Below are 25410 nucleotides of genomic sequence, written 5' to 3'. Positions count from 1 at the left end.
TTAACTCTGTTGAAGTTCTTTGGCAAATGCTTTAACGATCGCCAGCTTACTATCCGTTAACCTCGGTCCAAACTGGGTAACCAGTTGGGATGAAGCGAAACTAGCCAATTTGCCGGCAGATTCCAGAGGCATTCTCTGACCAATCGCATGTAAAAAACTTCCTGCGAACAAGTCTCCAGCCCCATTGGTGTCAATCGCTTCTACGGGATTCCCTTCAACTTTGATATGACTTTCCCCGTCAACAATCATGGCTCCGTCTGGCCCCAGAGTTATTACCACTGTTTTGGCTAATAGGCTGAGCACTTTGACTGCTTCCTCAAGACTTTCGGTACCAGAATATTGAGTAGCTTCATCATAATTACAGAATAGAATATCGACGCCTTCACCAATCATTTTCTCCAGCCCTTCACGACAAAACTTTACCATATTGGGATCAGACAATGAAAAAGCTACTTTAACCTGATTCGCCTTAGCCAAAGATTTGGCTTTTAATACCGCGTCAACAGCTACCGGAGAGCTAGCTAGATATCCTTCTACGTACAGATAGTCGGAATTCACCAAGGCATCTTCGTTGATTTGCTCGAAACCAATATCTCCGGTAATGCCTAGAAAGGTATTCATTGTTCGATCAGCATCAGCGGTAATCATCACCAGGCACTTCCCGGTTTTACCTTCCGCCAGGGATTCGGTGGAGAGGTTGCTGTGAACCCCATGTTGAATCAAGTCGTCCCGATAAAAATTCCCTGTTTCGTCATTTGCTACTTTACATGAGTAGAAGCACTGTGAGCCCAGAGTTTGAGCACCAATGATGGTATTGGCTGCCGAACCGCCACAAGCCCGGGAGTGGTGTTTTCCATGGAAAGCCCTGGATAACTCTTGTTGACGCTCTTCTTCGATTAAGGTCATTACTCCTTTTTCAACACCTAACTCGGCCAATTCATCTGGAGTCGTCTCTATTTCAAAATCAACCAGCGCGTTGCCTATGCCATAAATGTGGTATTTTCTGCTCATAAATTCCTCTGTAACCCGGTTAGTCCATTTACCAACAATAATTCATCTATTTTAGAAGTGGGAGAATTCTACCAGAATAGTGTGCTAAAATTGCACAAACCAGTAGAAATTTAATCAAAACCTTTCATGCAAGCCCTTTTTGTCGATAATTTAACCGTTATAGATTTCGCATACTTTCATCCGCTGCGAGGAATAGTTGGAGAAAGCCTTATTTTGGACGTCGAGCTTTTCGGCGAGTTAAATGACGAGGGTATGCTATTTGATTTTAGCTATGTCAAGAAGCGTATCAAATCATGTGTAGATGAGCTGGTTGATCATAAATTTTTAGTACCTATTCAGCATCCGCACGTTTCTCAAATAGCTACTCCACAAGAGCTGACCTTACAATTAAGGACCGAAAATGATGATCACTATGGACATATTAGCCCGCATCAAGCGGTTTGTCTGATTGATGACGAGCAGATTACTCCGCAGTCAATCGCTGACACCATCAAAACGGACATAATGAAAATTCTTCCTAGTAATGTAACCGAGTTAAAGCTCAATCTTCGAGAGGAAAACATTAACCGAGCCTATTATCACTATGCTCACGGACTCAAAAAGCACTTTGGCGATTGCCAAAGAATTGCTCATGGTCATCGGTCAAAAATACAGGTTTGGGAAAATGGCAATTACTCTGAGAAGTGGAGCCAACATATCGCGGATATGTGGCGGGATATCTACCTGGCTACCGAGGAAGATGTAGTTGAAAAACAACAAATCGATAGTAAGGAATATTATGTTTTTCAGTACCATGCTAATCAGGGAATGTTTCAACTCACCATTCCGCAAGAGCGCTGTCACCTAATTCAATCAGATACGACTGTAGAGTTGATTGCGGACTATCTGGGCAGTTACTTAAAGTCTCAAGCACCGAAATCAACTTTTACAGTTAAGGCCTATGAAGGCGTGGACAAAGGCGCTATTGCAGAGCGCTAAGCAATTAAAATAGTTTGACGCTGACGGTATCAAATAGTCCTTTGAATCGTCCTTTGTCAGGAGTTTTGCAGAGAATACCCTGGAGAATTACTTAGCTAAATCCAGGGTAGGCAGATACAGTAAACAAGTTCATGTCAAAAAAATGAAATTTGCCTTGATAAGAGACAAATACGTTAATCGTAGCAATTCACTCCCCAGCTTTCGTTTTACTCCAGGTTCTCTTTTAACTTCCATAACTATTAGCATTATTTATCCAGCCTTAAAATTTAAATGTTTATATCAATGGAGAGTTAATCGTCAGTTATGATTCAGATTATTTTTATCATCATTTTTCGGATTCTTGCTTATTGTCGCTAGCACGCTGCTCGATAAGAGTCTTTATATCTTCATCAGACAACAACCTATTCACGCAAGCTCGAAAAGGCGCATCATCGCTGTCGAAAAAGAAATTATAGATTTCTGTTTCATATTGAGCGCCGACTTCAAGACGGCCATAAATAGTCAAGTCATAGCCTTCTCTCAATGCGGCATAAATTTCTTCTGTTTGTTCCGAGTTAAAAGTAAATGCTGGCCCCCAATACTGCAACTCGGCTTGAAGATAATTACGATGGAATTCAGGGTGATATTTCTTATCCGCAATCTCTACCGTATGGACACTACCAGGCTCAAGCTCAATATGTGAAGGTTCACCAATAAAGATCGACATCATTGGATCTGAATCCAGATACTGAAGAGTGGAAGTAATATTAAAATAACCCACGTATTTGCGGTCAAAAATTCCTCCCGCAAATGGAAAGCTAAGTACACAGTATTCCTGAGATTGATCGTAACGGTAATCGGGGAAATCTCCACAACTTGATAACGCAACGCACAAAACTGCAGTAAATAATCCCTTTAATATACGAGCTTTCTTAAACATAGTTTACCAATTTTCAATATCAATTCATTATCTATTTACGACGAATCTTTCTCGCCTTTAATCTTTTCTTGACCTGTCGCTTCTGAGCATTCTGATTAAGTGTTTTTGCGACAACGGTTTTCTTCAGACCAACCAATTCCTCAAAAACGCCCAACTCTTTCGGTTCTAATTCTTTCCATCGCCCACGTTTGAGTGAACGCTCCAGTTCAAAAGGACCATATTGAATTCTATGTAATCTCGAAACCTGAATTCCTTCAGACTCCCAAATCCGTCTCACTTCTCGGTTTCTGCCTTCTCGTATGGAAACATGATACCAGTGGTTGCTGCCTTCTCCACCTGCATCATGGATCGTTTCAAACTTTGCTATACCGTCTTCCAGCTCAACACCTCGAGAAAGTCTTTTCAATACTGCGTCGTCAATTTCGCCTCTGACTCTTGAAGCATACTTACGAATCAACTGATTTGAAGGATGCATCAATCGATTAGCCAGCTCACCGTCATTGGTAAAAAAAATCAAGCCGCTGGTATTAATATCCAGTCGTCCTACATTAATCCAGCGACCATTTTTAATGCTGGGTAAATTATCAAAAATTGTAGGTCTGCCTTCTGGATCTTTCCGCGAACAGATTTCTCCTTCTGGCTTGTGATAAGCTAACATTCGTCGTTGAAACTCTTCTCTCGGAGTGGTCCGCAGTATCTTGCCATCAACTCGAATTTTATCTTTATCACTTGCTCGGTCGCCCAACTCAGCGATACTACCGTTAACACTGACGCGACCGGCTTCAATCCATCGCTCAGCGTCTCTTCGAGACGTCAGTCCGGCGTTGGCGATTATTTTTTGCAGTTTTTCGTCTTTCATAGAAATGACCAATTATGAGAAAGATTTACCTATAACTTACGACAGGTAAATACATAGAATAGCTAAATTAACTTCAAACAAAGAATAGACTAGCGTTCTCGCGCTTGCTCACTATCTTCGCCAGCTTCGACAGTAGATGGTTCAGCTTGCCCTTCATCCATATTGGAATGCAACATTTCTTCGATGCTTTCTTCAACCATGGATGATTCGGAATTTTCTCCATTATCACTCAGTTCAGCGGTAGCCATTTCATTAGATGCAGATTCAGACTGCTCCAATGAAACTGTTAACGACTCAACAGAGTTATCGGGGTTAGCTGTATGATTATTTATTTCGTTTGCGCTTTCGCTTTCAAAGCCAGAAAGATCCGACTCAACATCATTCAGGTCAGAGTTCTCCACAGAGCTCAAGCTTGACTCAATGAAATCCTGGGTAACTTCAGACTCAAAATCTTCATTGACCGCCGAATTTTCTGACAGGTCAAAAGTATCCTGCTCATCTGATTCGAACTCTTCAGATTCATTCTGTTCTAATTCAGGCTCTTCAGATTCCAGAGAATCAACACTTATGTTCCTTTCATCACCCTCAAGCTCATCACCCTCAAGTCCATCACCTTCTTCGACTCTATTTTCTGTTTCATCGCTACTAATGATACCAGGATCGCCCAATTCCAGCTCCGGATTTAAATCTTCCAGATCCCTTATTTCCGCCAAAGAAGGAAGCTCTTCAAGGCTTTTCATATTGAAGTAATCGAGAAACTGTTTGGTTGTTGCGTAAAGAGATGGACGGCCGGGGACATCACGATGACCGACAACACGGATCCACTCTCTTTCCAACATCGCTCTAATAATATTACTGCTCACGCTAACGCCACGAACTTCTTCAATTTCCGCGCGAGTAACCGGCTGACGATAAGCGATCAGTGCTAATGTTTCCAAATAAGCACGTGAGTATTTTGGTGCTCTTTCTTCCCACAGACGGCTCAACCACTCTGAGTAATCCTGTCTTGCCTGATAACGATAGCCGGTTGCCACTTCTTTTAATTCAATACCCCGACCTTCACAATCTTGCTGCAACTGCTCCAATGCATCTTTTACTCGACTAGCAGACGGTCGCTCTTCATCGGTAAACAGCTTCATTAGCTGCTCCATGCTCATTGGCTTACCCACAGCCATCAATGCGGCTTCAAGAATATTTTTTAGCTTGTTATCATCAATTTGCATAGACAAGTTGCTCTATTAATTCACTTCTAATAATTCTTATCGTCAGATATAGGTATATTTTTTAGATTCCTGCGACTTTAATCGTCGTTTACCTGACTGTCATATTCATCGACATTATCGAGAGAGTAGTCACTACCTCCACCTCTCGCTCTGACATGAATGGGTGCATAAGCTTCAGATTGAACTAATTCAATCATCGACTCTTTGGTCAACTCCATAATAGCCATAAAAGTAACGATAATTCCCATACGACCTTCTTCTACCCGAAAAAGCGATACAAAGTCGGTAAAATTATCGGTCGAAACAATCGCCAGAACATGCCCCATTTTTTCGCGGATAGAGAGAGTCTCTTTCTGGATGTGGTGGTGAGTAAACATTTCCGCTCTTTGCAGTACGTCCTTTAGTGCAGATAAAATATCACGCAACTCCACATCTGGTAATGGCTTGGATAAGTGAAGCTCCGGCGTTTCGGCTTCCACCTGAAAAATTTCTCTTTCCATTCTTGGCAGCTCGTCGATATCTAGCGCAGCTTTTTTGAATCGCTCGTATTCCTGTAAGCGGCGGATCAGATCTGCTCTAGGATCATCTTCCTCTTCTTCAATTTCAGGACGTGGCAGAAGTACCCGACTTTTAATTTCCGCCAACATAGCGGCCATCACCAGATACTCAGCGGCAAGCTCCAGATTAATCGATTTCATTAACTCAACATATTCCATATATTGCTCAGTAATATGTGCAATTGGAATATTCAAAATATCAACATTCTGTCTTTTGATCAGGTAAAGTAACAGGTCTAGAGGTCCTTCAAACGCTTCCAGAAAAACCTCTAAAGCATCTGGTGGAATATATAAGTCTTGCGGAATATCATTGACTGGCTCTCCGCCAACAACGGCAAAGTGCATTTCTTCCTGTGATGGTATTTCGCCAGAAAGAATTTTTTCAGATTCAGCATGCTCTGAAGACTCAGATACAGCTTCAGCAATCTCCGGTATTTGACTCGTCTCGCCGAGTAACTCCTGTTGCGACTGCTCACTTTGCTGTACATCAGCCGCGTCAACAACCTCTTCAGTTTGTCCAACGAGTTCTTCTACAGATACCTCTTCTACTTGAAGATCACTTTCCTCAAGTTTATCTGATTCTGTATGGTTATTGTTTTCTGGATTGCTCATTCACTTCATATTTCAAATCGTCTGTCTGGTCCCGCTCACTACAAGCAGGCCAGGCAAGAACCAGCTTCTATTTACACTGAAATACTGAGGCTTCCTAACGATAGGAAAGCCCCATAACATTGCGCACATCTTCCATTGTTTCACGCGCTATATCACGAGCCTTTTCAGATCCTTCGGCAATGATACCGCGAACAATTTCCGGATTCTCTTCAAACTCCCGTGCACGCTCCCGGAACTCTCCGGTTTCCTTCATAACACAATCGATTACAGGTTGTTTACATTCAAGACAACCAATACCAGCACTGGTACAGCCTTTTTGCACCCAATCTTTTACATCTTGCGGTGAATAGACTTCGTGTAACTGCCACACCGGACAGTTTTCCGGATTACCAGGATCACTCAGACGAACTCGCGCCGGATCGGTCTGCATACGTTTAATTTTGTTCTCAACGGATTCAGGCGCCTCACGCATTTCGATTGTATTATGGTAAGACTTGGACATCTTCTGACCATCCAACCCTGGCATTTTTGAAACCGGTGTCAATAAAGCCTGTGGCTCTGGCAAAATAATTTTACCGCCACCCTCTAGAAAACCGATTAAACGCTCTTTATCGCCCAGAGAAATTGACGCATGACCTTCAACCAGTGCACGAGCTTTTTGCAAAGACTCTTCATTGCCGTCTTGCAAGTAGTCTTTTCTCAGATTGCTATACAACTTGGCATTTTTCTTTCCAAGCTTCTTAACCGCAGCCTCTGCTTTTTCTTCAAAACCAGAATCCTTGCCATAAACGTGATTGAAACGACGAGCAATTTCTCTAGACATTTCAACATGCGGTACCTGATCAGCTCCAACTGGTACAGCACCAGCTTTGTAGGCTAGAATATCGGCTGTTTGCAGTAATGGATATCCCAGAAAACCATAGGTGCTAAGATCTTTATCTTTTAGCTTTTCCTGCTGCTCTTTATATGTTGGCGCTCTTTCCAACCAGCTTAAAGGAGTCAACATCGATAATAACAAATGGAGCTCCGCATGCTCTGGAACTTTAGACTGGATAAACAAAGTAGCCGAACCTGGGTTAATCCCTGCAGCTAGCCAGTCGATGACCATATCCCAAACCGACTGCTCGATGATTTCTGGCGCATCATAATGGGTCGTCAAAACATGCCAGTCAGCCACGAAAAAGAAGCACTCATGCTCATGCTGCAATTTTGCCCAATTTTTAAGCACACCATGATAGTGTCCCAAATGCAATCGCCCGGAAGGACGCATCCCTGAAAGAACTCGTTGGTTCTGGAGGCCTAGACCACTCAAGCTGTTTTCCTCAATTTGACTTTTTCTAATAGGAACCCGGCATTATACCCAAGCTGACCTAAAATGGTTAAGGATTAATTAATAATTTCATAATCCCCCTGATTAGAGGCTTTATTACCAAAGGTAATTGGACGAGACCAGGAGACGACGTTAACTTGAGAGCATGAAATCTGCGTTACATCATCACAAACACCCTGAAGTACAAATATTGAGCATTCGCTCGATAGCAAGGGCGTTGTTTTTTATTTATTTTGAACCACCGGGTCCGTTTCGGAGGCATTAACGCGGCAAGAATCCCCAGAAAAAACCTCCAATTCAGGAGGTTTTTTTGTAAAGGCAAATGGCATTGCCAGTTTTGAAACAGCCCAGATGCGGGTATAAAGCAAACTGCAGGCAAATGACAGAGACATAAGACATGGTAGACAAATCAGCAGACGAACTTTCTATGACCGCTAGTAATAGTCCCACGGCCAAAATACCTTTATCCGAAATCAGGACAGAAATCACTTCGCTAGATTCAAAATTGTTGCAGCTTTTTGCCCGAAGAAGAGAGCTCAGCCTGTCGGTAGCCATGAATAAAGAGGCTTCAGCCAAACCTATCCGCGATCAGGTGCGCGAGCAAGAGTTGCTAGAAACCCTGATTGCCAAAGGCGCAGAAATTGGCCTTGATGCTCACTACGTAACGCGACTATTTCACCTGATTATTGAAGATTCACTGGCGGTACAAAGAGACTACCTACAATCTCGCTCAAATCCCCAGGAATCTATCAGCAATGTACGCTCAATCGCGGTCCTTGGCGGCAAGGGTTCATATTCTTACCTGGCTGCAGGCAAACACTTCAGTGCAACGGAAAATACCTATCTGGGCTTTTCAACTTTCGATAAAGTGCTACGTTCAGTAGAACAAGGCAATGCTGATTATGGTGTTATTCCGATTGAAAATACGACTTCAGGTGGCATCACCGAGGTCTATGATCTGTTGCTGGATTCAAAGTTATCCATTATTGGCGAAGAAAAATACCCAATTAAACATTGTCTTGTTGCCCAACACTCGACAGAGCTTTCGCGTTTAACCAAGATCCATGCTCATCCCGAGGCAAGCCGCCAATGTAATAAAAATCTTCCCCGGCTTACATCAGCGGAAGTCAGCCTTGTATCGAGTACAGCAGAAGCACTCCAACTAGCAGCAGAAGACACGACAGGTACCATTGGTGCAGTAGCCAGTGAAAAATCTGCTGAAGCATTTGGACTTAAAGTGTTACTTACCGATGTTGCCAACCTCAAGGAAAACACGACTCGCTTTCTGGTGGTTTCGCGTCGTCCTCAAAAGGTCTCCAATCAGGTAAGCTGTAAAACCTCGATTGCCATATCCACGGGACAAAAGCCAGGATCGCTAGCGGAAGTATTACTGGTATTTAGAGATGCAGATATTCCCCTGAGCAAGCTGGAATCAAGACCGATAGCAGGCAAACCCTGGGAACAAATGTTCTATGTTGATCTGGCAGGCAATGCAGATGATCCCAAAGTCGCACAAGCGTTGGAGGAAATCGCTAAACTCTGTCGCTTCCTGAAAGTTCTGGGATGTTATCCAACAGAGGATATTGACGCCACCAAAGTCTCGCCGCAGGCCCTTAGCCGCACCAAGATTTCAAGTTTTAACGGCTCGCTCTCGGGCCAAAGCGAGAACACTGTGCAGCCAGCTCCGTCGGAATCAGCTTCAGAAAACCAACAGAGCGAGTCCAACTCAAAAGCCAGAAATTACCGGCTCGCAGGTCGTCCGCATAAACCGGAAGATACCGTAATTGAATTCAAAGGAGTCAAAATTGGAGGCAATGACTTTGCGGTTATTGCCGGTCCTCATCAAGTAATCGGTCAAGATCAGATAGACGCGGCAGCAAGGTTTGGCAGTGATACCGGAATTTCAGTGCTACGCGCAAGCTGTTTCAAACCTCAAACTTCCCCCTATGGGTTTCAAGGGTTGGGGATCGAAGGCGTCGAATTGCTTCAGGCGGCAGGCCAGAAATACCACTTGCCGGTAATGACTGAAGTGACAGAAACTGAATCAGTCAGATCTATTGCCGAAAAAGTCGACCTGTTGCAAATAAGTGCTCGAAATATGCAAAACTATTCTCTATTGAAAGCGGTTGGCGAAGTTAACCGCCCGGTAATACTAAAAAGAGGACTAATGGCGTCGATTGATGAGCTACTTAACGCTGCAGAATATATCCTTGCCCAGGGCAACATGCAGGTGATTTTATGCGAACGAGGTATTCGAACTTTCGAAACCGCTACCCAAACTACCCTGGATCTGAGCGCCATTCCATTGATAAAAGAAAAGAGTCACCTGCCGATCATGGTTGACCCAACCTATGCAGTAAAAAATAGTGCTGCATTATTTCCATTAGCAAAGGCAGCCAAAGCCGTCGGAGCTCACGGGCTTCTTCTGGAGTTTTCACTGGAGCAAGAAAATAGAAGTTCCCAAACTCTATCACCGGATACTGTGAGCCAGACGGTGCTGGCAGCAGAAGAGTTTACCCAGCTCATCCATTCACTCTACCAGTAAAGAGATTATGACCGAACGGGATTTCGGCTTATAAGAAATCCCTTTCCCATTCACAAACGCATTTGATAGACTTGGCGGCCACTGAAATTGCACCGATTTACCCAAAAGGTAACAAGAGTAACCACAGGCATGTCGTCAAAAGCTAAAACTGCTCCTCCCCCCCAAAAAATGGTCGAAGTTACCCTGGCATCTTGCTGGAAGCGGATAATCGCATGGGTTTATGACTTGCTTGGCGGTTTAGCGGTATTTATTCTTGCCCTTGTAATAGGACTGCTTGCGAGCACTCTGATCGCACTACCGTTCGGCTATAGTGGCGCTGAAGTTTCACAATCTCTATCTAACAACCCTCTCTGGCTGGTTTATATATTTGCCTGTGTTCAGTATTACTATGTATGGTGCTGGGTTAAAGGTGGCCAGACGGTAGGTATGCGAACCTGGCGTCTGAAGTTGTGTAAACCTGACGGTCAGCTCTTAACCTGGCAAGAAGGATACATCCGCTCATTTGCTTCACTCGGCGGAATCGGAACCTTATGGTGTATTGTTGATAAAGAAAACAGAGGTCTGCAGGACCTCGCCTGCGATAGTCGAGTAGTCCTTTTACCGAAAGAATCTCGCAAAAAGGAGAAACCGCTTCTTTAGATATCAGCCAGATAGGAAGTGAGTCAAACTGGACAAGTATTAGCGCGGTGTATTAACCTCAGATCAAAGACTTAACGAAAGCTTTCGATATGAGCAAACCCCACCTGCCACCTCTGGACATAGAAGAAGAGAAAGAAGACCAGCTCAGAGCAGAGCGCCTTTCTCAGGAATGGCTACTGGTAGAGGAAGCGCTTGATACTGCAAAAATATACAAAACCATCGTTTTTTTCGGTAGTGCCCGAATTGAAGACCGACGCACCGCCGAACTTATGCAGGAAAAAGCCGATAAACTGTCTCGTGACAAAGCCCTTCTCTCCAAGACCAACAAGCACCTTATCGATATTGCCAAGCAAAATGCTCAGCTCTCTCTAGCGCAAAGTCGATATTATGAGGATGCCCGAACTCTGGCCAACTGGCTGGCCAAACACCTTTATGACTGCAATGAAGTGCACACTCGACTGGTAACCGGTGGCGGGCCGGGCATTATGGAAGCAGCGAACCGCGGCGCCAGCGAGCTGGGTCAGAAAAGCATCGGACTTAACATTACCATTCCCAGTGAACAAAAGCCTAATCCCTATATTCCGGCAGAGCTTTCGTTCCAGTTTCACTATTTCTCTGTAAGAAAGATGCACTTTCTTAAAAGAGCCAGGGCCATCATCGTATTTCCGGGTGGATTTGGCACCCTGGATGAGCTGTTAGAAGTATTAACCCTGATACAGACCAGAAAAATTGAACGTATCCCTATCCTGCTCTACGGAAAGGAGTACTGGCAGAAAGTGATTAATTTTAACTATTTGGCCGCCCAGCATTTGATCGACAAAGAAGACCTGACCTTCTTCTCTGTGGTTGATGATCTAAAAACAGCTCAATCGATGCTGCTAAATTATCTGCAATGTGAGGTGTGATTAACAATTTGAGATACTTATTGCTTCCCTCATGATTATTTTCACGGTATCTTTTAATTGCCGGGGGCTCGTACTTAAAGAATGTAAAGTCTCTCTAAAGAATCACCAATAGCAAGAACAAGTGTTCTTATGCCAAGTTCGGGGAACTCAGATAAATACAGGTCATGACTAGCGAATATACTTACCTTAAAAGAGTTAAAGTCAATACAGCAAATCTTGAGCTGGGTATGTATGTGAGTGAACTCGACAAAAAATGGAGCGACTCTCCCTTTCTGTTCCAGGGATTCCCTCTTTCTACAGAAGATGACATCCTCGAGGTCCAGAAAGAGTGTCGCTGGGTGTATGTCGACTTTAAATCGCGTGAAGCTTATCACGCTTACCTGAAAAGCAAAGCCAATCCTGACTTTTCTGGCTCTCAGGAAGAGGTTAAAAGCCGTTTAAACAATGAGTTAAGTTTCGAGCTGCCCAGAGCCAATAGCTATTACAAGAGCTCTCGAAAGCTGGTCAAGGATGTCATGCAAAGTGTACTCAATGATGAAGATTTTGATCTGAATTCAGTCAAGGTTGCGGTGGAAGACTGTATCGAGAGCATTTTGAGTAATCAGGATGCGCTTTTACTACTAAGCAATATTAAAAATGCAGATGAATATACTGCCGAGCATTGCCTTCGAGTAGCAATAATGGCAATCGCATTCGGTCGCTACGTAGGCTTTGAAGAAGAGGATCTGAAATGCCTTGGTATAGGTGCCCTGCTGCATGATGTCGGCAAAATGAAAGTCCCGGATAAAATACTCAATAAACCGGGAAAATTGACACCAGCAGAATTCAATATCATGAAAGATCATGCTATCGAAGGCTTTAAGATTCTTAAGCGAAAACCAGCGCTATCCGAAATAGCGATTGATATTGCACACTCTCACCATGAACGCTTGAATGGTGAAGGTTATCCCAGGAAAATTCAAAGTCATCAGATATCAAAATATACACGACTGGTTACCATAGTGGACACCTACGATGCTGTAACCAGCGAGAGAATTTATTCATCCGCCAAGTCACCCTCAACCGCGTTTGGTATACTCAGAGATAATGCCGGGAAACATTTTGATAAAGAATTGGTAGAGAAATTTATTGAATGGATGGGTATCTATCCGGTAGGCTCTCTAGTCGAGCTGAAAACAGGCGAAGTTGGTATCGTGCTAAAAGTCTATCAGGCGCAAAAACTCAAGCCCAGAATCCTTTTAGTTACTGATGAAAAGAAAGAATCTGGTTATGAAAAAGTTGTTGACCTTAGTCATATGGCAGTTCACTCTTCAGGCTCTCTCTATCAGGTTAAATCCGTTCTCCCTAATGGGGCCTATGGAATTAATCTGGAAAATTTCATCACTGATGGGCTGGTCGCGCATCAATAAATCTGTTTTCTAAAATATTTCCGCCTCTCATTGTGGTAACAAAGGAATTCTCGACTAAATACGAAAAAGTAATTTATGTCTGACTATTCTGCACAAATTTGTCAAGAGTTGCGGTAGAACACTATGGAGTTTACGTAACTAATGAAAATAGCCTCTCCCGCTTTATTTTTTTCTTTTTTTTGTATGGTCGCGCAAGTCCAGGCGAACTCTATCTCACTGGAAAAATTGACGAATGATGTAACTGAATTAGCCAGTGATGAAATGTCGGGCAGAAAAACAGCTACTTCTGGGGCCAATAAAGCTGCCGAATATATTGCAAAAAGGTTTCATGAAATTGGTCTGGATAATTTTGATGGTCTTAAAAGCTTTGAGCAGAAATTCAAGCTTTACCAAGTTTTTCCCAAAACAGTTAATGCTACGCTCAATGGAACCACTATTGACCAGGCTAAAATAATTCTGATGACAAACCATGAAAGTCTCTCCTGGAAAAAAACTTCTTCTGTAAAGCAATTACATATTGGGCCCATAGATAGTTTCAGAGACGAGGTAGGAAAAATCAATCAGAGCCCAGATAATTATCTGGTTACTGTTGATCCAAGCCATCAAGAAATCTTTTCAAGATACCAGAAATTTTTATCAAGAGGACTAAACCAGTTTCAAATCAATAGCGGTCCTTCAGCCGTTTTTATCTTGTCCAATAGTGCGGTTAAAAACTCTTACAGTATTAGGGCCCAAATGGCGATTGAGCACCAAACCTTAACCAATGTTGTAGGTGTGCTCCCGGGAAGAAAACTTGCTGATGAATTTGTACTTTTTTCTGCACATTATGATCATCTGGGAGTACATGAGAATAATGCAGATACTCATGCACACTCATCATCCTCGGAGAAGCCAAAACACGAAGATAATATTTACAATGGTGCCGACGATGATGCCTCAGGAACAAGCGCGGTTATTAATCTAGCCGAATACTTTGCGCGAAAAGGCAATAACGAGCGAACCTTGATTTTTGTCGCTTTTACCGCAGAAGAAATCGGAGGCTTTGGCTCTCGCTACTTTTCAGAGCAACTACCGCCAGAAAAGATCATTGCCATGCTGAATATCGAAATGATTGGCAAACCATCGAAATTTGGAAAAGGCGCACTGTGGATGACAGGTTTTGAACGAAGCAGTCTGGCGCAAATCCTGAACAAAAACTTGAAGCGTTTGAATAAAGAAATTTTTCAGGACCCATATCCTGAACAGCAGCTGTTCTATCGTTCAGACAATGCCACTCTGGCGCGGCTGGGAGTTCCGGCTCATAGCTTCTCAAGCTCTCAAATCGATAAAGATCAACACTATCATCAGCCCAGTGATGAGATAGGTACTCTGGACCTGGAATCAATGCATCAGGTAATATCGACCTTAGCCGAAGCCGTTGAAAGCCTGATCGACGGCTCTGATAAGCCAGACAGAGTCGATACGAGCAAAGTTCGTCCAAAAGGAAATTATTTTTAGTCGAAAAGGTTTATACTGGTAATCCAGGCTGAAAATAGACTAGCACAAGCACAACCTAACAAAGGAATGGCTGATAATGGCACCCAATGTTGACCAACATCTCCTTTCATTATTGGCCTGCCCGGCAACGGGCTCCCAACTTTGTCTCGATGGTATTCAGCTTTCCAGCGAAGATAATCTTCATCACTACCCGATCATCAAGGGCATTCCCTGGCTGTTGAATAATCCTCTTCATTCAATGGTAGACTGGAGCGTAAAACTCAATCATTTTAATCAAGTAATTCAAAATGAAATCAGACTACTTCAGAACGAGTTAAAAAATGCAAAACCATTGGTTATTCCACGCTTAGAAAAACTGATAGAAAGCAAGAGCCTGTTCGCGCAGTCAGTCAACCAACTGGTTTCACCGATTCTCTCAGCAAAAGTCGCCGGAAAACCTGTTTATGATGCGCTCAGTGATCGGGCTCCAATCACGCTCAACCTGTTAAGCTATGAGGCAAATATTTATAGAGACTGGGTTTGGGGAGATGAGGAAAACAGTGAAAGTCTGGCACTGATACTATCTCAGACGATTGATATACCGGTAAACAAACTTCTTATACTTGGCGCCGGAGGCTGTCGTATTGGTTATGACCTACACATGGCATTAACCCCGGAGCTGACCATCGCGAACGACATCAACCCACTTCTACTGTTTGCCGCTCAGAAAATCATTCAAGGTAATGGTATTTTACTACCCGAATTTCCTGCTCAGCCACGGAACGCAGAGTCTGTTGCGGTTAATCATAAAATTCTTCCGACAAGTACGAAACCTGATAACTTTCATTTTGTATTTAGCGATGCCAGCCGACCGGCTATAGCAGCGCAAGCGATCGATACTTTAGTGACACCATGGCTTATTGACGTACAGCCACAGGAATTGACTTGTTTTGCGCAAACACTAAACCACTATTTGCCCGAAGGTGGCAGCTGGATAAACTTTGGAAGTTTGGCATTTAACCAGTCAAAGCTGGCTAATTGCTACACTGCAGAAGAAATAAAAGCGGTTATCAAAGAAGCAGGGTTTGAGCTGGAAAAATATGAGCAAAAAGAAATTCCCTACCTTAAGTCGCCCTATAATGCCGGGTATCGAATGGAAACCGTTTTTGCCTGGCGCGCGCGCAAAGTCAGCCAGGTCTCGCTTCCACCAGTAAAGCAGAATTTGCCTGACTGGCTAATCGATACAGCCATTCCGATCCCTAACTCTCAATCTTTGCAAGCATTTACTTTTAATCATCGGATGTACGCTGATTTAACTGCCCGAGTGGATGGTAGGCAATCAATCCAGAAGATTGGTAAACAGCTGGCAAAGGAGCAGAAAATGGATAGCAAAGAGGCTATCGCCATGGTTAAAAGCTTCTTTTTAAGAATCATTCAGGATAACTTCTAGTTCCACCAGGATTTTTCCATCATTATCGAAAACGATTATTGTAGAATAAGATTTACCATTCAATTGAGTATATACAATGGAAAATGCTGAGATTTTCCCACTATTTAGCCAGTAATAGTCTAGTATAAAAATTACGGCAACCGAGTCGCTTATAGCTATGGCGGAAGATTCTCAAGACGAAAATTTCAAGAAGGTGATCAGGTCATCTGGGGCATTGTCCAGACAAGCCCTGGCAACCCTGAGAGATTTACACCTCCCGGCAGATCCCTACTGCTACCATGTTCTATTTGAAATGCTCTCCCGTCCCAGTCCAGAACTAAAAAGTCGTATTGAACAATTATCAGGCTCTCCAGAAGATCTTTATGAGCAAATTAAACAAATCTATGAAGATTTCATCTCTTCGAAACAGGAAGCCAGGCTACGCTTGTTCTCACAGAAAATTAACAAACTTGCCAATAATGCTATTCACAATGTTTCCGATACCCAAAACCATTTGAAGAGTTATTCTGGAGCACTGGAAGAAATGCAGCCGCTTTTGATTTCTACTTCGGGAGACTCTCGAATCAATGTAATCTCGCTACTAATCGCTGAAACAGAAAAGATTCATGAAAAAGCCCAAGTTCTTGAAGAGCGGCTAAAAGAAGCCACTCAAGAAATAAAACAGCTTCAAAACGAGCATCTGGAAATTAAAGATAAAGTTAACCGAGACTCACTCACTCAGGTATTGAACCGAGAAGGCCTGGAAGAAGCCTTCAGAGAACTACAAACTCAACGTAAGAGTTTTCCGGTATCTGTAATTTTGGCGGATATCGATCACTTTAAACAATTTAATGACAAGCATGGGCATCTGTTCGGAGACAATGTTCTAAAACAGGTTGCCAATACATTGGCTAAAGGCGTAAAAGGAACAGATGTTGTTGCTCGCTTTGGTGGAGAAGAGTTTGTGATACTACTTCCACAAACCAAGAAAGAGCACGGAGCAAAAGTTGCCGATCAACTCCGCAAAAAAATTGAACATCTTAGAATAAGAAAAAAATCAGACCATAAAACACTGGATGCGATAACTCTTTCTTTTGGTGTTACTCAGGTCAACAGTGCGCAAACACTGACCGAAGGGTTAGATGAGGCGGATAAGGCGCTTTATCGTTCAAAACATAATGGTCGAAACTGTGTTAACACAATGTAAGCTGAGTAGGACGAAAATAAGCCAGTTCCTCTGTCTATCTGGCAAAGCGTAGTCGATAGCTTTTCGGGGTCAGACTGGTTATTTTCTGGAACACTTTTCTAAACGCACTGACATCATCGTAGCCCACCCTTTCAACAATTTTCTGCAATGTTAACTCTGAAGTTTCCAGATAGCGCTTTGCGGCTTCTACTCGAATTCTTTGTAAATAGACATTCGGGGTTTCACCCACCGCTTTTTTAAAGCGTCGGATATAGTTTCTTTTACTCATAGCAACGTTGTCGGCAAGCAAATCAAGATTAAAATTTTGATGATAGTGCTTCTGGATCCATTGCTGACTTTCAGCAATAACCGAGTCACCATGATCGATTGACTCTGGAATAGCCAAAAATGGAAGCTGCGAGCGTTTCTGCGTATCCTGTAACATAATTTTCGATAACATATTGGAAATTTCCTGTCCGGCTAACTGTTCAATCAGGTTAAGGCAAAGATCCAGATAGGAAGTCGTTGCTCCTGCAGTCCATACTCCATCCTGCTCAACAACCAGACGAGACATGTCAATTTCAACTTTTGGGTAAGTCGAATGAAAATAATCTTTGAACCACCAGCTGGTGGTAGCCTTTTTATCATCCAACATGCCCAGACCGGCAAGGGCGAAAGTCCCCGAACAATATGCTGCTATCCTGCAGCCATCGGCATGCAGTCTTTTGATGCTTTCAGCTTTGCTCGCAATCGACTGACAATAAGCTTTTAATGCGGATTTCACCGTAAAATTGTGAGCGGCAATAAACAGCAGGTCAGCTTGTTCAATTTCGTCGATCGCGATAGCAGGAACAACATCCAGCCCGCCAGAAATCTTGATCGGATTCTTATCTAGACCCGCCAACTGAATATCAAACAGGGGGTCAAACTGATTCCTTTGCTGCTTGTGCCATAGTGTATTCGCCAGGTTAAACATATCCATAGGCCCGGTAACCCCGGTCGCCAGAGCTTCATTTGCAGCAAGTACATATACTTTTTTCATCGCATTTAACCAACCAGAATGCCATCAATTGTCCATATAGACACATTAAATGTCATTATTGCCACTTCTGTCAAGTGTCGCGGCGGCGTAGACTGGATTTATCCACTCAGATAAGGAGAAAGTCATGAGAAATCTGATTCTGTCGTTCGAAGGTTGGTTAGCGCTCATTAAGCTAACCATTATTCTGATTATCGCCAATCAGTTAATCGAAAGCGGAGTATCTTTAAACTCCCCTATTACCGGTCTGATTCTGATTCCTTTATTACTATTGGAGACTGTTGGCAGTTTTGGCTGGACAGCAGAATTGAAACAAAGAGTTTTTTGTCTAGAAAGGACTCTTGAGCAAGCAATAACAAACGAGTTAGAAGCCCCGGATAACATGGTGCCGCAACCTTTTAACGCCAGTATAGAAAAAAATCATACAAAGCCGGAGAGTGACAGCTCGCTTACTTCATTTAAAAAAGAATCTTGCGAAGAAGGAAAAGTGGCCGCATGATGACATCAGAATTCAATGTTTCGATCAGGTTATCGGGTTTATTCTGATTCATAGTGATAAACCCAACACTCCTTTATGTATTGTTCCATACCATGTGGAATCATAGCCTGTTGCCAGGAATCACCAGCAAATTGCTTTAGAGAGTCAATATCAGACCAATGACTAATCATGATGTATTCATTATCAAAGTCGCTCAGAGCTCTCCCAAATTCAACAGAAATAACACCTGTTTGTGATTTAACAAGAGGTACAGATATGCTTTCAAAGTCCCTCTCAAATGCCTTCGAGGACTCCTTTTGAACTTTTACTCTAAATACTCTTATTATCACAGACTCTCTCCTGCTCTTTGCTATCTGTGCTTTGATACACAGTTTTAGTCGGATAAAAAGTTTTATTAAAATACAGTGTACTTTAAAGCCGCACTATCATTTTTAATCTGTAAAAAATTTATCCTACTTTTTCGTAAATACCGGAATAGGATTCCCAGTCATCAGGATCAAGATGTTTAAGCGTTAACTGATTATTCTTGAACTTGCCTTTAAACTGGTAGTAATCAACCTTAGTTTCTTCGATCACATCTTGTTCGATTTTATATGTTCGGTATAAATTCAAACTCAGCCTGCTCAAGAATAACTTATAGTTGCCAGAGGTAAAAAATTCTGATTTTTCGAGCTCAGCAATCTCTTCAGGTGAGGATGATTCTGTAGTCAAATAAGCCTCTCCAGATTTTAGCAATACTAGATAATGCCAGTAACTGGAGGGTCCCCGTCGAGGATCACACATGCTTTTAGATCTATAAATCCCTTCAACTTTCATAGCGTCAACAACACTCCAATAATCTGCCTATGGCATTCTTACTCTGCAGTATTTTTTTTCGAAGCTTTTTGGTACTGTTTCAACCATTCTTTGCACGCATTTACAAATTTGCTTCTATTTAAGCTAGACTTATTTTCAGCTATTTCTGTCGCTAAGGAGTCTTTACACACGGAAGCAATATGCTCTTTTTCATCTATATCAGATCCACATTCGTAAGGTTCTCCAGATAGATTAACAACGAGTTTTCCATGTTCATCCAGACCAACCCATAAGTCACATGCACTAGCTGATGGTACTGCCGCAAATAATATAACGAAAAGTAAGCTTTTTATGCTTTTCATTTTTTATCTATTCCTGTAAAAATTTATCAAGAAGGTTCCACACTCTGTATGCCATGATGAATTTTAAACCTGATTATTTGTTTCGAAGCCCCTAGTAAACCTTATAGGCTCCCAAAAATAAAACGCCGTTTCTCTCCCTAATATTATTCTGGCGTAATTCATAATTATAATCCTTTATCATCAAAACTACGCTTGTTTGAGAAATATTGGCTTTATTACAGGCTTCAAGAAGTTTCTCTTTATACTTGTCAATATACATTTCAAACTTCAATCGCTCTTCAATATCGCCCACGCAACCATCCTGCATCATCGAACGACTTACACTAACAGCATCTTCTGTTGAGACATTGAAATCCTTGTAGAAGTTAATTTCATCTTGCACATTACTATCAAAGTAATTATCAGGAAGCGAACTTAATGAATTCGGACACATCCATACCGAAAAACAACCATAATCGGGTGAACGTTTTGCGACAATTAGATCCAGTTTATTCGCTGATTTGACTGCATCTATAAAGTGCATCTCGGCAACATGAAAGCTGCCATTGTCATTTAATCCTGCATAGTCCTTTTTACTCAATCCCAGCATAAGGGTAAATAGACTGCCCAGTGTTTTTGATATAACCCTTTTTGCTTCTTCATCTCTACCAAAATTAATTATTTGTCCCGCTTTCCCTTTAGGACCTGGGTCAAAATCCATGCCCAAAAAGTTACCAGCGCCATCAGAAAAAACAGGTACCCATTTATGATTAGCATATGCCAGCTGGATAGCATTCCTGGGTGTTGACTTACATTCATCATTAAAGTCTTCCATTCCGTCAGCAATGATTTCATCCCAGCTATCCATCTCCGAATGTATTTCTTGAATTGACAATAGCCGCAATCCGAACCCAATACCTAAACCTTCATCGTTTTCACCATTGCAGTCTTTATATAACTCAATAAATTCTTTGGGCATGTTACACCCTATTCGTTGCGCTATAGATTGAATCTCTTCATCACAAGCTGGAGGATTGAGGTGCTTAAATGGGGATTTAAATTCATCCTGAATCCCCTCTTTAAATGCATGCCATTTGGACATTAAATTGCTCCGGAATTAAGTTAACTTTTCAAGTAAGTGTTTCGTTAAGCGGTAGAAAAAATTAGCGGAGCCTCAGGAACGAAATATGCTAACTTTAGTCAGAAAAGACTAACCTCTTTGCTTAGCTTCCAATAGCTCTTTAATTGGCGTAGGTAGAGCTTTGCGCATTTTAAAAGTCAGTGATTTCTCATGTTTTTGCCAGAGAATTCCTAAATAAATTACAATAAAACCGATTGCTGTTAATGAAATAGGAAATAGCCAGCTATCCTCGAATACGCTTGATGCAAGGTATCCCAGATATCCGCAGCTCCCCAGCGCACCAAACACAACAAAAACTCTACGAATCAAAACCACTCCCACTCCAATCATAATTAAATTAATACTGAAGTAGATAAACTTGGATAATTCACTATCAGAATGCTGCATCGACATTCCACCCCAGAATGCAATTACGCCAAAAATATATAACCAGAAAGCGTAATCAGCTTTATTCCTTGATCTGACATCGACCCAGAAAGCCAGGCCTATCATCAGCAGACCACTATACATTGACACAAGCTTCCTAAGCTCCCAATCGAAATCACCACCAGTGATGATTGCGGTGATATCCATCGTTAAATACCAGAGTGTTACCGCGATCGGCATCATCAAGAAAGGATATTTGTATTTCCAGGCAATGATAGCACCGACCGCTAGTGTGCCTAGCTCCATGTATAACCAATGCCATTTTACATATCGATGGTAATCACGGTAGACCGTGTCATCAGGCCATAAGCCTAGCATTTGTTCGAAACCATAAATGGCCAGAGGTGTTAACGCCACCACAAAAGTGGCACAAATACCCGCGGGAATATAATAGCCTTTTCGATCGAGAATTTGTGTTAATTTTAACCCAATAATGGCGTAGACTATTGACGTAACCAATATTCCCGCCCCGCCGAAAGTTTCCCAACCAAGAGTCATAAACAGAGTCATTGCGCCTATTGCGATTAGTCCGCCTAGATAATAAAGGACATGAGTAAAGTCAAAACTAGGTGCTGTGTTTGGTTGACTTTCCAAAAATGATATCAGTTTCTCTGCTTGATCTGACGAAATAATATTTTCGCTGACCGCATCATCCAGATTCTTCCTTGTTATCTTCATAATCTTCTCTTATTTTTAAGCTCTTATCACTAGTTTACTATGTATGGTTGCTAAAAACTGAGAGAGCATAAACAGCTGTCATTAAACACGCAGGAAATTTTAGCTAAATTTCCCTTCAGCGAATCTGGCTCAACTTCAAAATATGATAATACAAATTAAAGATTTCTGTTGCGAGAACCTTTTTGATAATTTATGTCGCTACTCCAGTGGTTTTAAGTAAATAGACTATCCACTAAAGTGGTGCTAGTTCAGAGTGAGGAACGAATCTCTCTCAACTAATACTTTTTATTTTTCACTATCAAACCATAGTGACTTTGTCCTATCACTTATAGCTTTGGAGGAAACGCCTGTGACAATAAGACAATTATTATCATCCCTGATAACTCTTGCAAATATTGGAGTTCCTTTATTGCGATCTTTCAGATGAAACTCTAGATATTGAACTCCTTTCTCTATTAAATCTATGTTTACCTTTTCTGCAGGCTCATCTACAGCGTTCAACAGATAGTCAATTCGACATTCGTGATCAATAAATAGCGCGAAAGTACCTACATCGTCGAAGTAACAGTCCAGTCTCGATTTAAGGTTTACTTTCTTATGATTTGTAACCAAAACGCATGAATCCGAACTCAATTCAATTATCTTATCGAAAACGACGACTTCAAGTGAATACACATTCAAGGATAAAAAGAAAAGCAGTGTCTGGGTTAGATATTTCATATTTAGTAAAAATAACGCTTATTAAATTGTGAGGCTGCTTTTTAGCCGAATCAATCTTTAATCCTTGTTAGAGCTTTACATACTTTACTTGATACTCCTTAGAAATCGTATAAGTAAGCTTTGGATAATTTTTCTGAAATATTTTTTCGACCATACATGTTACAGCTTCATAATCTTTAACGTCATAGTAGTTAAACTCGAACTGAAATCTACCACTACTATCCCCATCAAGTTCACCACTGTCTTTATGACACGCCCAGTTATATAAGAACTCAAAGATACCTAGTTTTCTACTAAATCTGATGGTCGATTATTATTTATTGTTTGTTTTTTTGAGCACATCTTTGCACCTTACAAAAACAGACTAGATTAAACTGCACCATTTAGTCTGCCAATGTAAAAACTATCCAGAACGATGACTTTGCTATAATTTAATCTATATACACACCCCATATGCGTGGCCGAGAGTTCACACAGCCTTCAACTACAATACTGACTGACTTGCCACTCATATAAGCTGCGAGTAAAGCTGAAGTATGAGTTTTAAAGCCTTTATTATCAGACTCAGAAGTCATATAACCGTCCTTTACCGGACAATCACTTTCTGCATACGTAGCGCCCTCTATTCTTACCCGGACCGTATCCGAACCCCAACCAGTGTAATAGCCAGTGATCTTCCCTTTAACGCTAGTTTCTGCAGCCAAAAGACTTACTGATATAGATGATAATATTGCAAAAATTATATATTTCATTTTTTTTCCTAAATAATATAACGCTTAATAAAGACACGCATTGTTTTCACGTCTTTCTCAAATGTTTGATCAACCTTAATAAGTCTCAACATATTCAATCGACTCCCTTCAAAGACCCGATTCCATTAGATTACTATATAATGGATTATCTAGTAAGAAGCTATGTAGTACCAAGGTATAGCAAATTTACTCCGGCAATCAAAACAAAAAGGCGCCACAAAGGCGCCTTTTTCACAGTAAACTTAAGCTTACTTTTTAACGTCAAGCTTCTCTTTGATTCGAGCAGACTTACCACTACGCTCACGTAGGTAGTAAAGTTTAGCTTGGCGAACGTCACCACGACGCTTAACAGTAATGCTGTCAACCATTGGGCTGTAGGTTTGGAAAACACGCTCAACACCTTCGCCGTAAGAAATTTTTCTTACTGTGAAAGAAGAGTTCAAACCACGATTTTTAACCGCAATAACAACACCTTCAAAAGCCTGAAGACGCTCACGGTCACCTTCTTTTACCTTCACCTGAACAACGACAGTATCACCTGGTGCAAATTCAGGGATCTCTTTACTCATTTGTTCCTGTTCCAGCTGATCAATTATTTTACTCATTGTTCACTCCTGGTTTTGTTCAATACTTAAAGTTTAAAAATTCTTACTTGCTTTCAGCGTGTTCCAGCTGAAACGCTTCGAGCAAACGCTGCTCTTTTTGGGTTAATTCTTTCTCGGCCAGCAAATCAGGTCTTTTTAACCAAGTTCTGCCTAACCGTTGCTGTAATCGCCAATCTTCAATACGCTGGTGATCACCGCTTAATAATACTTCCGGAACCTTCTCACCGCAGTATACTTCTGGCCGCGTATAGTGAGGATGGTCCAACAAACCATCAACGAAAGAGTCTTCTTCTGCTGAGCTCGAATGTCCCAAAACACCAGGAACCATTCTGGTGACCGAGTCGATAACAGTCATTGCCGCCAACTCGCCACCGCTTAAAACAAAATCCCCCAGAGAAACTTCCAGGTCGACTTCTCGTTTTAAAAGTCTTTCATCAATACCTTCGTAGCGTCCTGCTAATAAAATGAGATGCGGCGTTTCGCTTAACTTCTCAACTAGCTGATGATTCAGTTTTTCTCCCTGAGGAGAAAGATAAACAACCAAACCAGGTTGGTTTGCTTTAACCGCACCTATGGCTTTTTCCAGAGGCTCTACTTTCATCAGCATTCCAGGACCACCACCATAGGGCCTGTCATCGACAGTTCTATGGCGATCAGTGGTAAAGTCTCTCGGATTTACGCAATCAAATGCGACCTTACCCTGCTTTATCGCTCGACCCACAACACCTTGTTCAGTGATTGCATCGAACATTTCAGGAAACAAGCTAATAGCTGTAAACCTGATTGCAGTACTAGAGGTACTCGTCATCCCAATCTACCGTAATTATTCCCGCGTCCAGGTCAATTTTCCTGATCACATCATCCGGTATATACGGGATCATCATTTCTTGTTTTTTCTGGCCTTTCTCAACTTTCTTTTTCACCACTAACACATCATTCGCGCCAGTTTCAATCAAGTGAGAAACTCTGCCGAGTTCATTACCTTCGAGGTCAACTACATCTAAACCTTCAAGGTCACGCCAGTAAAATTCATTTTCTCCCAGCTTTTCAAGCTGGTCAGGATTAATCGCGATTTTACACCCAATCAATGCATGGGCCTGCTCGCGGTCATTAATCCCGTCTATTTGAGCGACAATGGTTTTACCCTGATTACGCCCTGATATTAGCTTTAAAACCTTCCAATCCTTACCTTGCTTGATTAACCAGGGGTTATATTTGACGATATTGATCCGAGGTTCAGTATGTGAAAATACTTTTACCCAGCCTTTTACGCCAAAAACCCCAGTTATTTCACCAATAATAACTGGAGAATCACTCATCACGGTAAGTCGAGAAG

The 25410-nt window shown here is 41.9% G+C and carries 26 protein-coding genes; 9 read left to right on the top strand and 17 right to left on the bottom strand.

Annotated elements, in window-relative coordinates:
- On the bottom strand, positions 1–1011 hold the full coding sequence (locus IYN84_RS01880; RefSeq protein WP_196137469.1) for an adenosine kinase: 1011 nt from the start codon (positions 1009–1011) through the stop codon (positions 1–3).
- A gap of 126 nt (positions 1012–1137) precedes the next feature.
- Here IYN84_RS01880 and IYN84_RS01875 point away from each other — a divergent pair, with 126 nt between their 5' ends.
- Complete coding sequence (locus IYN84_RS01875) at positions 1138–1989, top strand: 6-carboxytetrahydropterin synthase (RefSeq protein ID WP_196137468.1); 852 nt, start codon at positions 1138–1140, stop codon at positions 1987–1989.
- Positions 1990–2314: 325 nt separating this feature from the next.
- Here the strand turns inward: IYN84_RS01875 and IYN84_RS01870 are convergent, their stop codons facing one another.
- The 5 genes from IYN84_RS01870 to IYN84_RS01850 all read right to left on the bottom strand — a co-directional run bounded on the left by IYN84_RS01870 (position 2315) and on the right by IYN84_RS01850 (position 7471).
- Positions 2315–2908: a hypothetical protein gene (locus tag IYN84_RS01870; RefSeq protein WP_196137467.1), complete on the bottom strand. Its 594-nt coding sequence runs from the start codon at positions 2906–2908 to the stop codon at positions 2315–2317.
- Positions 2909–2939: 31 nt separating this feature from the next.
- The gene (gene rluB / locus IYN84_RS01865; RefSeq protein WP_196137466.1) at positions 2940–3767 is read right to left on the bottom strand and encodes a 23S rRNA pseudouridine(2605) synthase RluB; all 828 of its coding nucleotides are present in this window, start codon (positions 3765–3767) and stop codon (positions 2940–2942) included.
- Positions 3768–3856: 89 nt separating this feature from the next.
- Positions 3857–4990, bottom strand: a complete 1134-nt coding sequence (gene scpB / locus IYN84_RS01860; RefSeq protein ID WP_196137465.1) for an SMC-Scp complex subunit ScpB — start codon at positions 4988–4990, stop codon at positions 3857–3859.
- A 77-nt stretch (positions 4991–5067) separates the two neighbouring features.
- On the bottom strand, positions 5068–6159 hold the full coding sequence (locus tag IYN84_RS01855) for a ScpA family protein (protein WP_196137464.1): 1092 nt from the start codon (positions 6157–6159) through the stop codon (positions 5068–5070).
- A 94-nt stretch (positions 6160–6253) separates the two neighbouring features.
- Positions 6254–7471, bottom strand: coding sequence for a tryptophan--tRNA ligase (locus IYN84_RS01850; RefSeq protein WP_196137463.1), 1218 nt, complete (start codon positions 7469–7471; stop codon positions 6254–6256).
- 415 nt (positions 7472–7886) lie between these two features.
- Here IYN84_RS01850 and IYN84_RS01845 point away from each other — a divergent pair, with 415 nt between their 5' ends.
- The 7 genes from IYN84_RS01845 (at position 7887) to IYN84_RS01815 (ending at position 17099) form a co-directional block, all read left to right on the top strand.
- A complete protein-coding gene (locus tag IYN84_RS01845; protein ID WP_196137462.1) occupies positions 7887–10034 on the top strand; it encodes a bifunctional 3-deoxy-7-phosphoheptulonate synthase/chorismate mutase in 2148 nt (715 codons plus the stop codon).
- Positions 10035–10163: 129 nt separating this feature from the next.
- Complete coding sequence (locus IYN84_RS01840; protein WP_196137461.1) at positions 10164–10673, top strand: RDD family protein; 510 nt, start codon at positions 10164–10166, stop codon at positions 10671–10673.
- 89 nt (positions 10674–10762) lie between these two features.
- The gene (locus tag IYN84_RS01835) at positions 10763–11578 is read left to right on the top strand and encodes an LOG family protein (protein WP_196137460.1); all 816 of its coding nucleotides are present in this window, start codon (positions 10763–10765) and stop codon (positions 11576–11578) included.
- Between the two features lie 164 nt (positions 11579–11742).
- Positions 11743–12987 (top strand): HD-GYP domain-containing protein, encoded by a 1245-nt coding sequence (locus IYN84_RS01830; RefSeq protein ID WP_196137459.1) that lies wholly within the window; start codon positions 11743–11745, stop codon positions 12985–12987.
- A 141-nt stretch (positions 12988–13128) separates the two neighbouring features.
- A complete protein-coding gene (locus IYN84_RS01825) occupies positions 13129–14484 on the top strand; it encodes a M20/M25/M40 family metallo-hydrolase (protein ID WP_196137458.1) in 1356 nt (451 codons plus the stop codon).
- Positions 14485–14560: 76 nt separating this feature from the next.
- A complete protein-coding gene (locus IYN84_RS01820) occupies positions 14561–15913 on the top strand; it encodes a Trm112 family protein (RefSeq protein ID WP_196137457.1) in 1353 nt (450 codons plus the stop codon).
- 157 nt (positions 15914–16070) lie between these two features.
- The gene (locus tag IYN84_RS01815) at positions 16071–17099 is read left to right on the top strand and encodes a GGDEF domain-containing protein (protein WP_196137456.1); all 1029 of its coding nucleotides are present in this window, start codon (positions 16071–16073) and stop codon (positions 17097–17099) included.
- A 34-nt stretch (positions 17100–17133) separates the two neighbouring features.
- Here the strand turns inward: IYN84_RS01815 and IYN84_RS01810 are convergent, their stop codons facing one another.
- Complete coding sequence (locus tag IYN84_RS01810) at positions 17134–18120, bottom strand: GlxA family transcriptional regulator (protein ID WP_196137455.1); 987 nt, start codon at positions 18118–18120, stop codon at positions 17134–17136.
- A 124-nt stretch (positions 18121–18244) separates the two neighbouring features.
- Here IYN84_RS01810 and IYN84_RS01805 point away from each other — a divergent pair, with 124 nt between their 5' ends.
- Positions 18245–18616, top strand: a complete 372-nt coding sequence (locus IYN84_RS01805) for a hypothetical protein (protein ID WP_196137454.1) — start codon at positions 18245–18247, stop codon at positions 18614–18616.
- Between the two features lie 38 nt (positions 18617–18654).
- Here the strand turns inward: IYN84_RS01805 and IYN84_RS01800 are convergent, their stop codons facing one another.
- The 10 genes from IYN84_RS01800 to rimM form a co-directional block, all read right to left on the bottom strand.
- Positions 18655–18945, bottom strand: a complete 291-nt coding sequence (locus IYN84_RS01800) for an antibiotic biosynthesis monooxygenase family protein (protein ID WP_196137453.1) — start codon at positions 18943–18945, stop codon at positions 18655–18657.
- 118 nt (positions 18946–19063) lie between these two features.
- Positions 19064–19327 carry a hypothetical protein gene (locus tag IYN84_RS01795; protein WP_196137452.1) on the bottom strand — a complete coding sequence of 88 codons (264 nt, stop codon included), beginning with the start codon at positions 19325–19327 and terminating at the stop codon, positions 19064–19066.
- 143 nt (positions 19328–19470) lie between these two features.
- Entirely contained in the window at positions 19471–19773 is a 303-nt protein-coding gene (locus IYN84_RS01790; protein ID WP_196137451.1) for a hypothetical protein, read from the bottom strand.
- 91 nt (positions 19774–19864) lie between these two features.
- Positions 19865–20854 carry an SMI1/KNR4 family protein gene (locus IYN84_RS01785; protein ID WP_196137450.1) on the bottom strand — a complete coding sequence of 330 codons (990 nt, stop codon included), beginning with the start codon at positions 20852–20854 and terminating at the stop codon, positions 19865–19867.
- A 108-nt stretch (positions 20855–20962) separates the two neighbouring features.
- A complete protein-coding gene (locus IYN84_RS01780; protein ID WP_196137449.1) occupies positions 20963–21997 on the bottom strand; it encodes a DUF2157 domain-containing protein in 1035 nt (344 codons plus the stop codon).
- Positions 21998–22282: 285 nt separating this feature from the next.
- Positions 22283–22609 (bottom strand): hypothetical protein, encoded by a 327-nt coding sequence (locus tag IYN84_RS01775; RefSeq protein ID WP_210330263.1) that lies wholly within the window; start codon positions 22607–22609, stop codon positions 22283–22285.
- A 539-nt stretch (positions 22610–23148) separates the two neighbouring features.
- Positions 23149–23469 carry a hypothetical protein gene (locus IYN84_RS01770; protein ID WP_196137447.1) on the bottom strand — a complete coding sequence of 107 codons (321 nt, stop codon included), beginning with the start codon at positions 23467–23469 and terminating at the stop codon, positions 23149–23151.
- Between the two features lie 248 nt (positions 23470–23717).
- Positions 23718–24074: a 50S ribosomal protein L19 gene (gene rplS / locus IYN84_RS01765; RefSeq protein WP_196137446.1), complete on the bottom strand. Its 357-nt coding sequence runs from the start codon at positions 24072–24074 to the stop codon at positions 23718–23720.
- A gap of 43 nt (positions 24075–24117) precedes the next feature.
- Positions 24118–24858: a tRNA (guanosine(37)-N1)-methyltransferase TrmD gene (gene trmD / locus IYN84_RS01760; protein WP_196138533.1), complete on the bottom strand. Its 741-nt coding sequence runs from the start codon at positions 24856–24858 to the stop codon at positions 24118–24120.
- A gap of 7 nt (positions 24859–24865) precedes the next feature.
- Positions 24866–25393, bottom strand: a complete 528-nt coding sequence (gene rimM / locus IYN84_RS01755) for a ribosome maturation factor RimM (protein WP_196137445.1) — start codon at positions 25391–25393, stop codon at positions 24866–24868.
- Positions 25394–25410 lie beyond the last annotated feature (17 nt).

Origin of the sequence: Aliikangiella sp. G2MR2-5 (assembly GCF_015687155.1) — a bacterium.
Classification (GTDB): domain Bacteria; phylum Pseudomonadota; class Gammaproteobacteria; order Enterobacterales; family Kangiellaceae; genus Aliikangiella.
The sequence above is the reverse complement of the archived record's forward strand: the minus strand, read 5'-3'. Positions and strand labels throughout refer to the sequence as shown.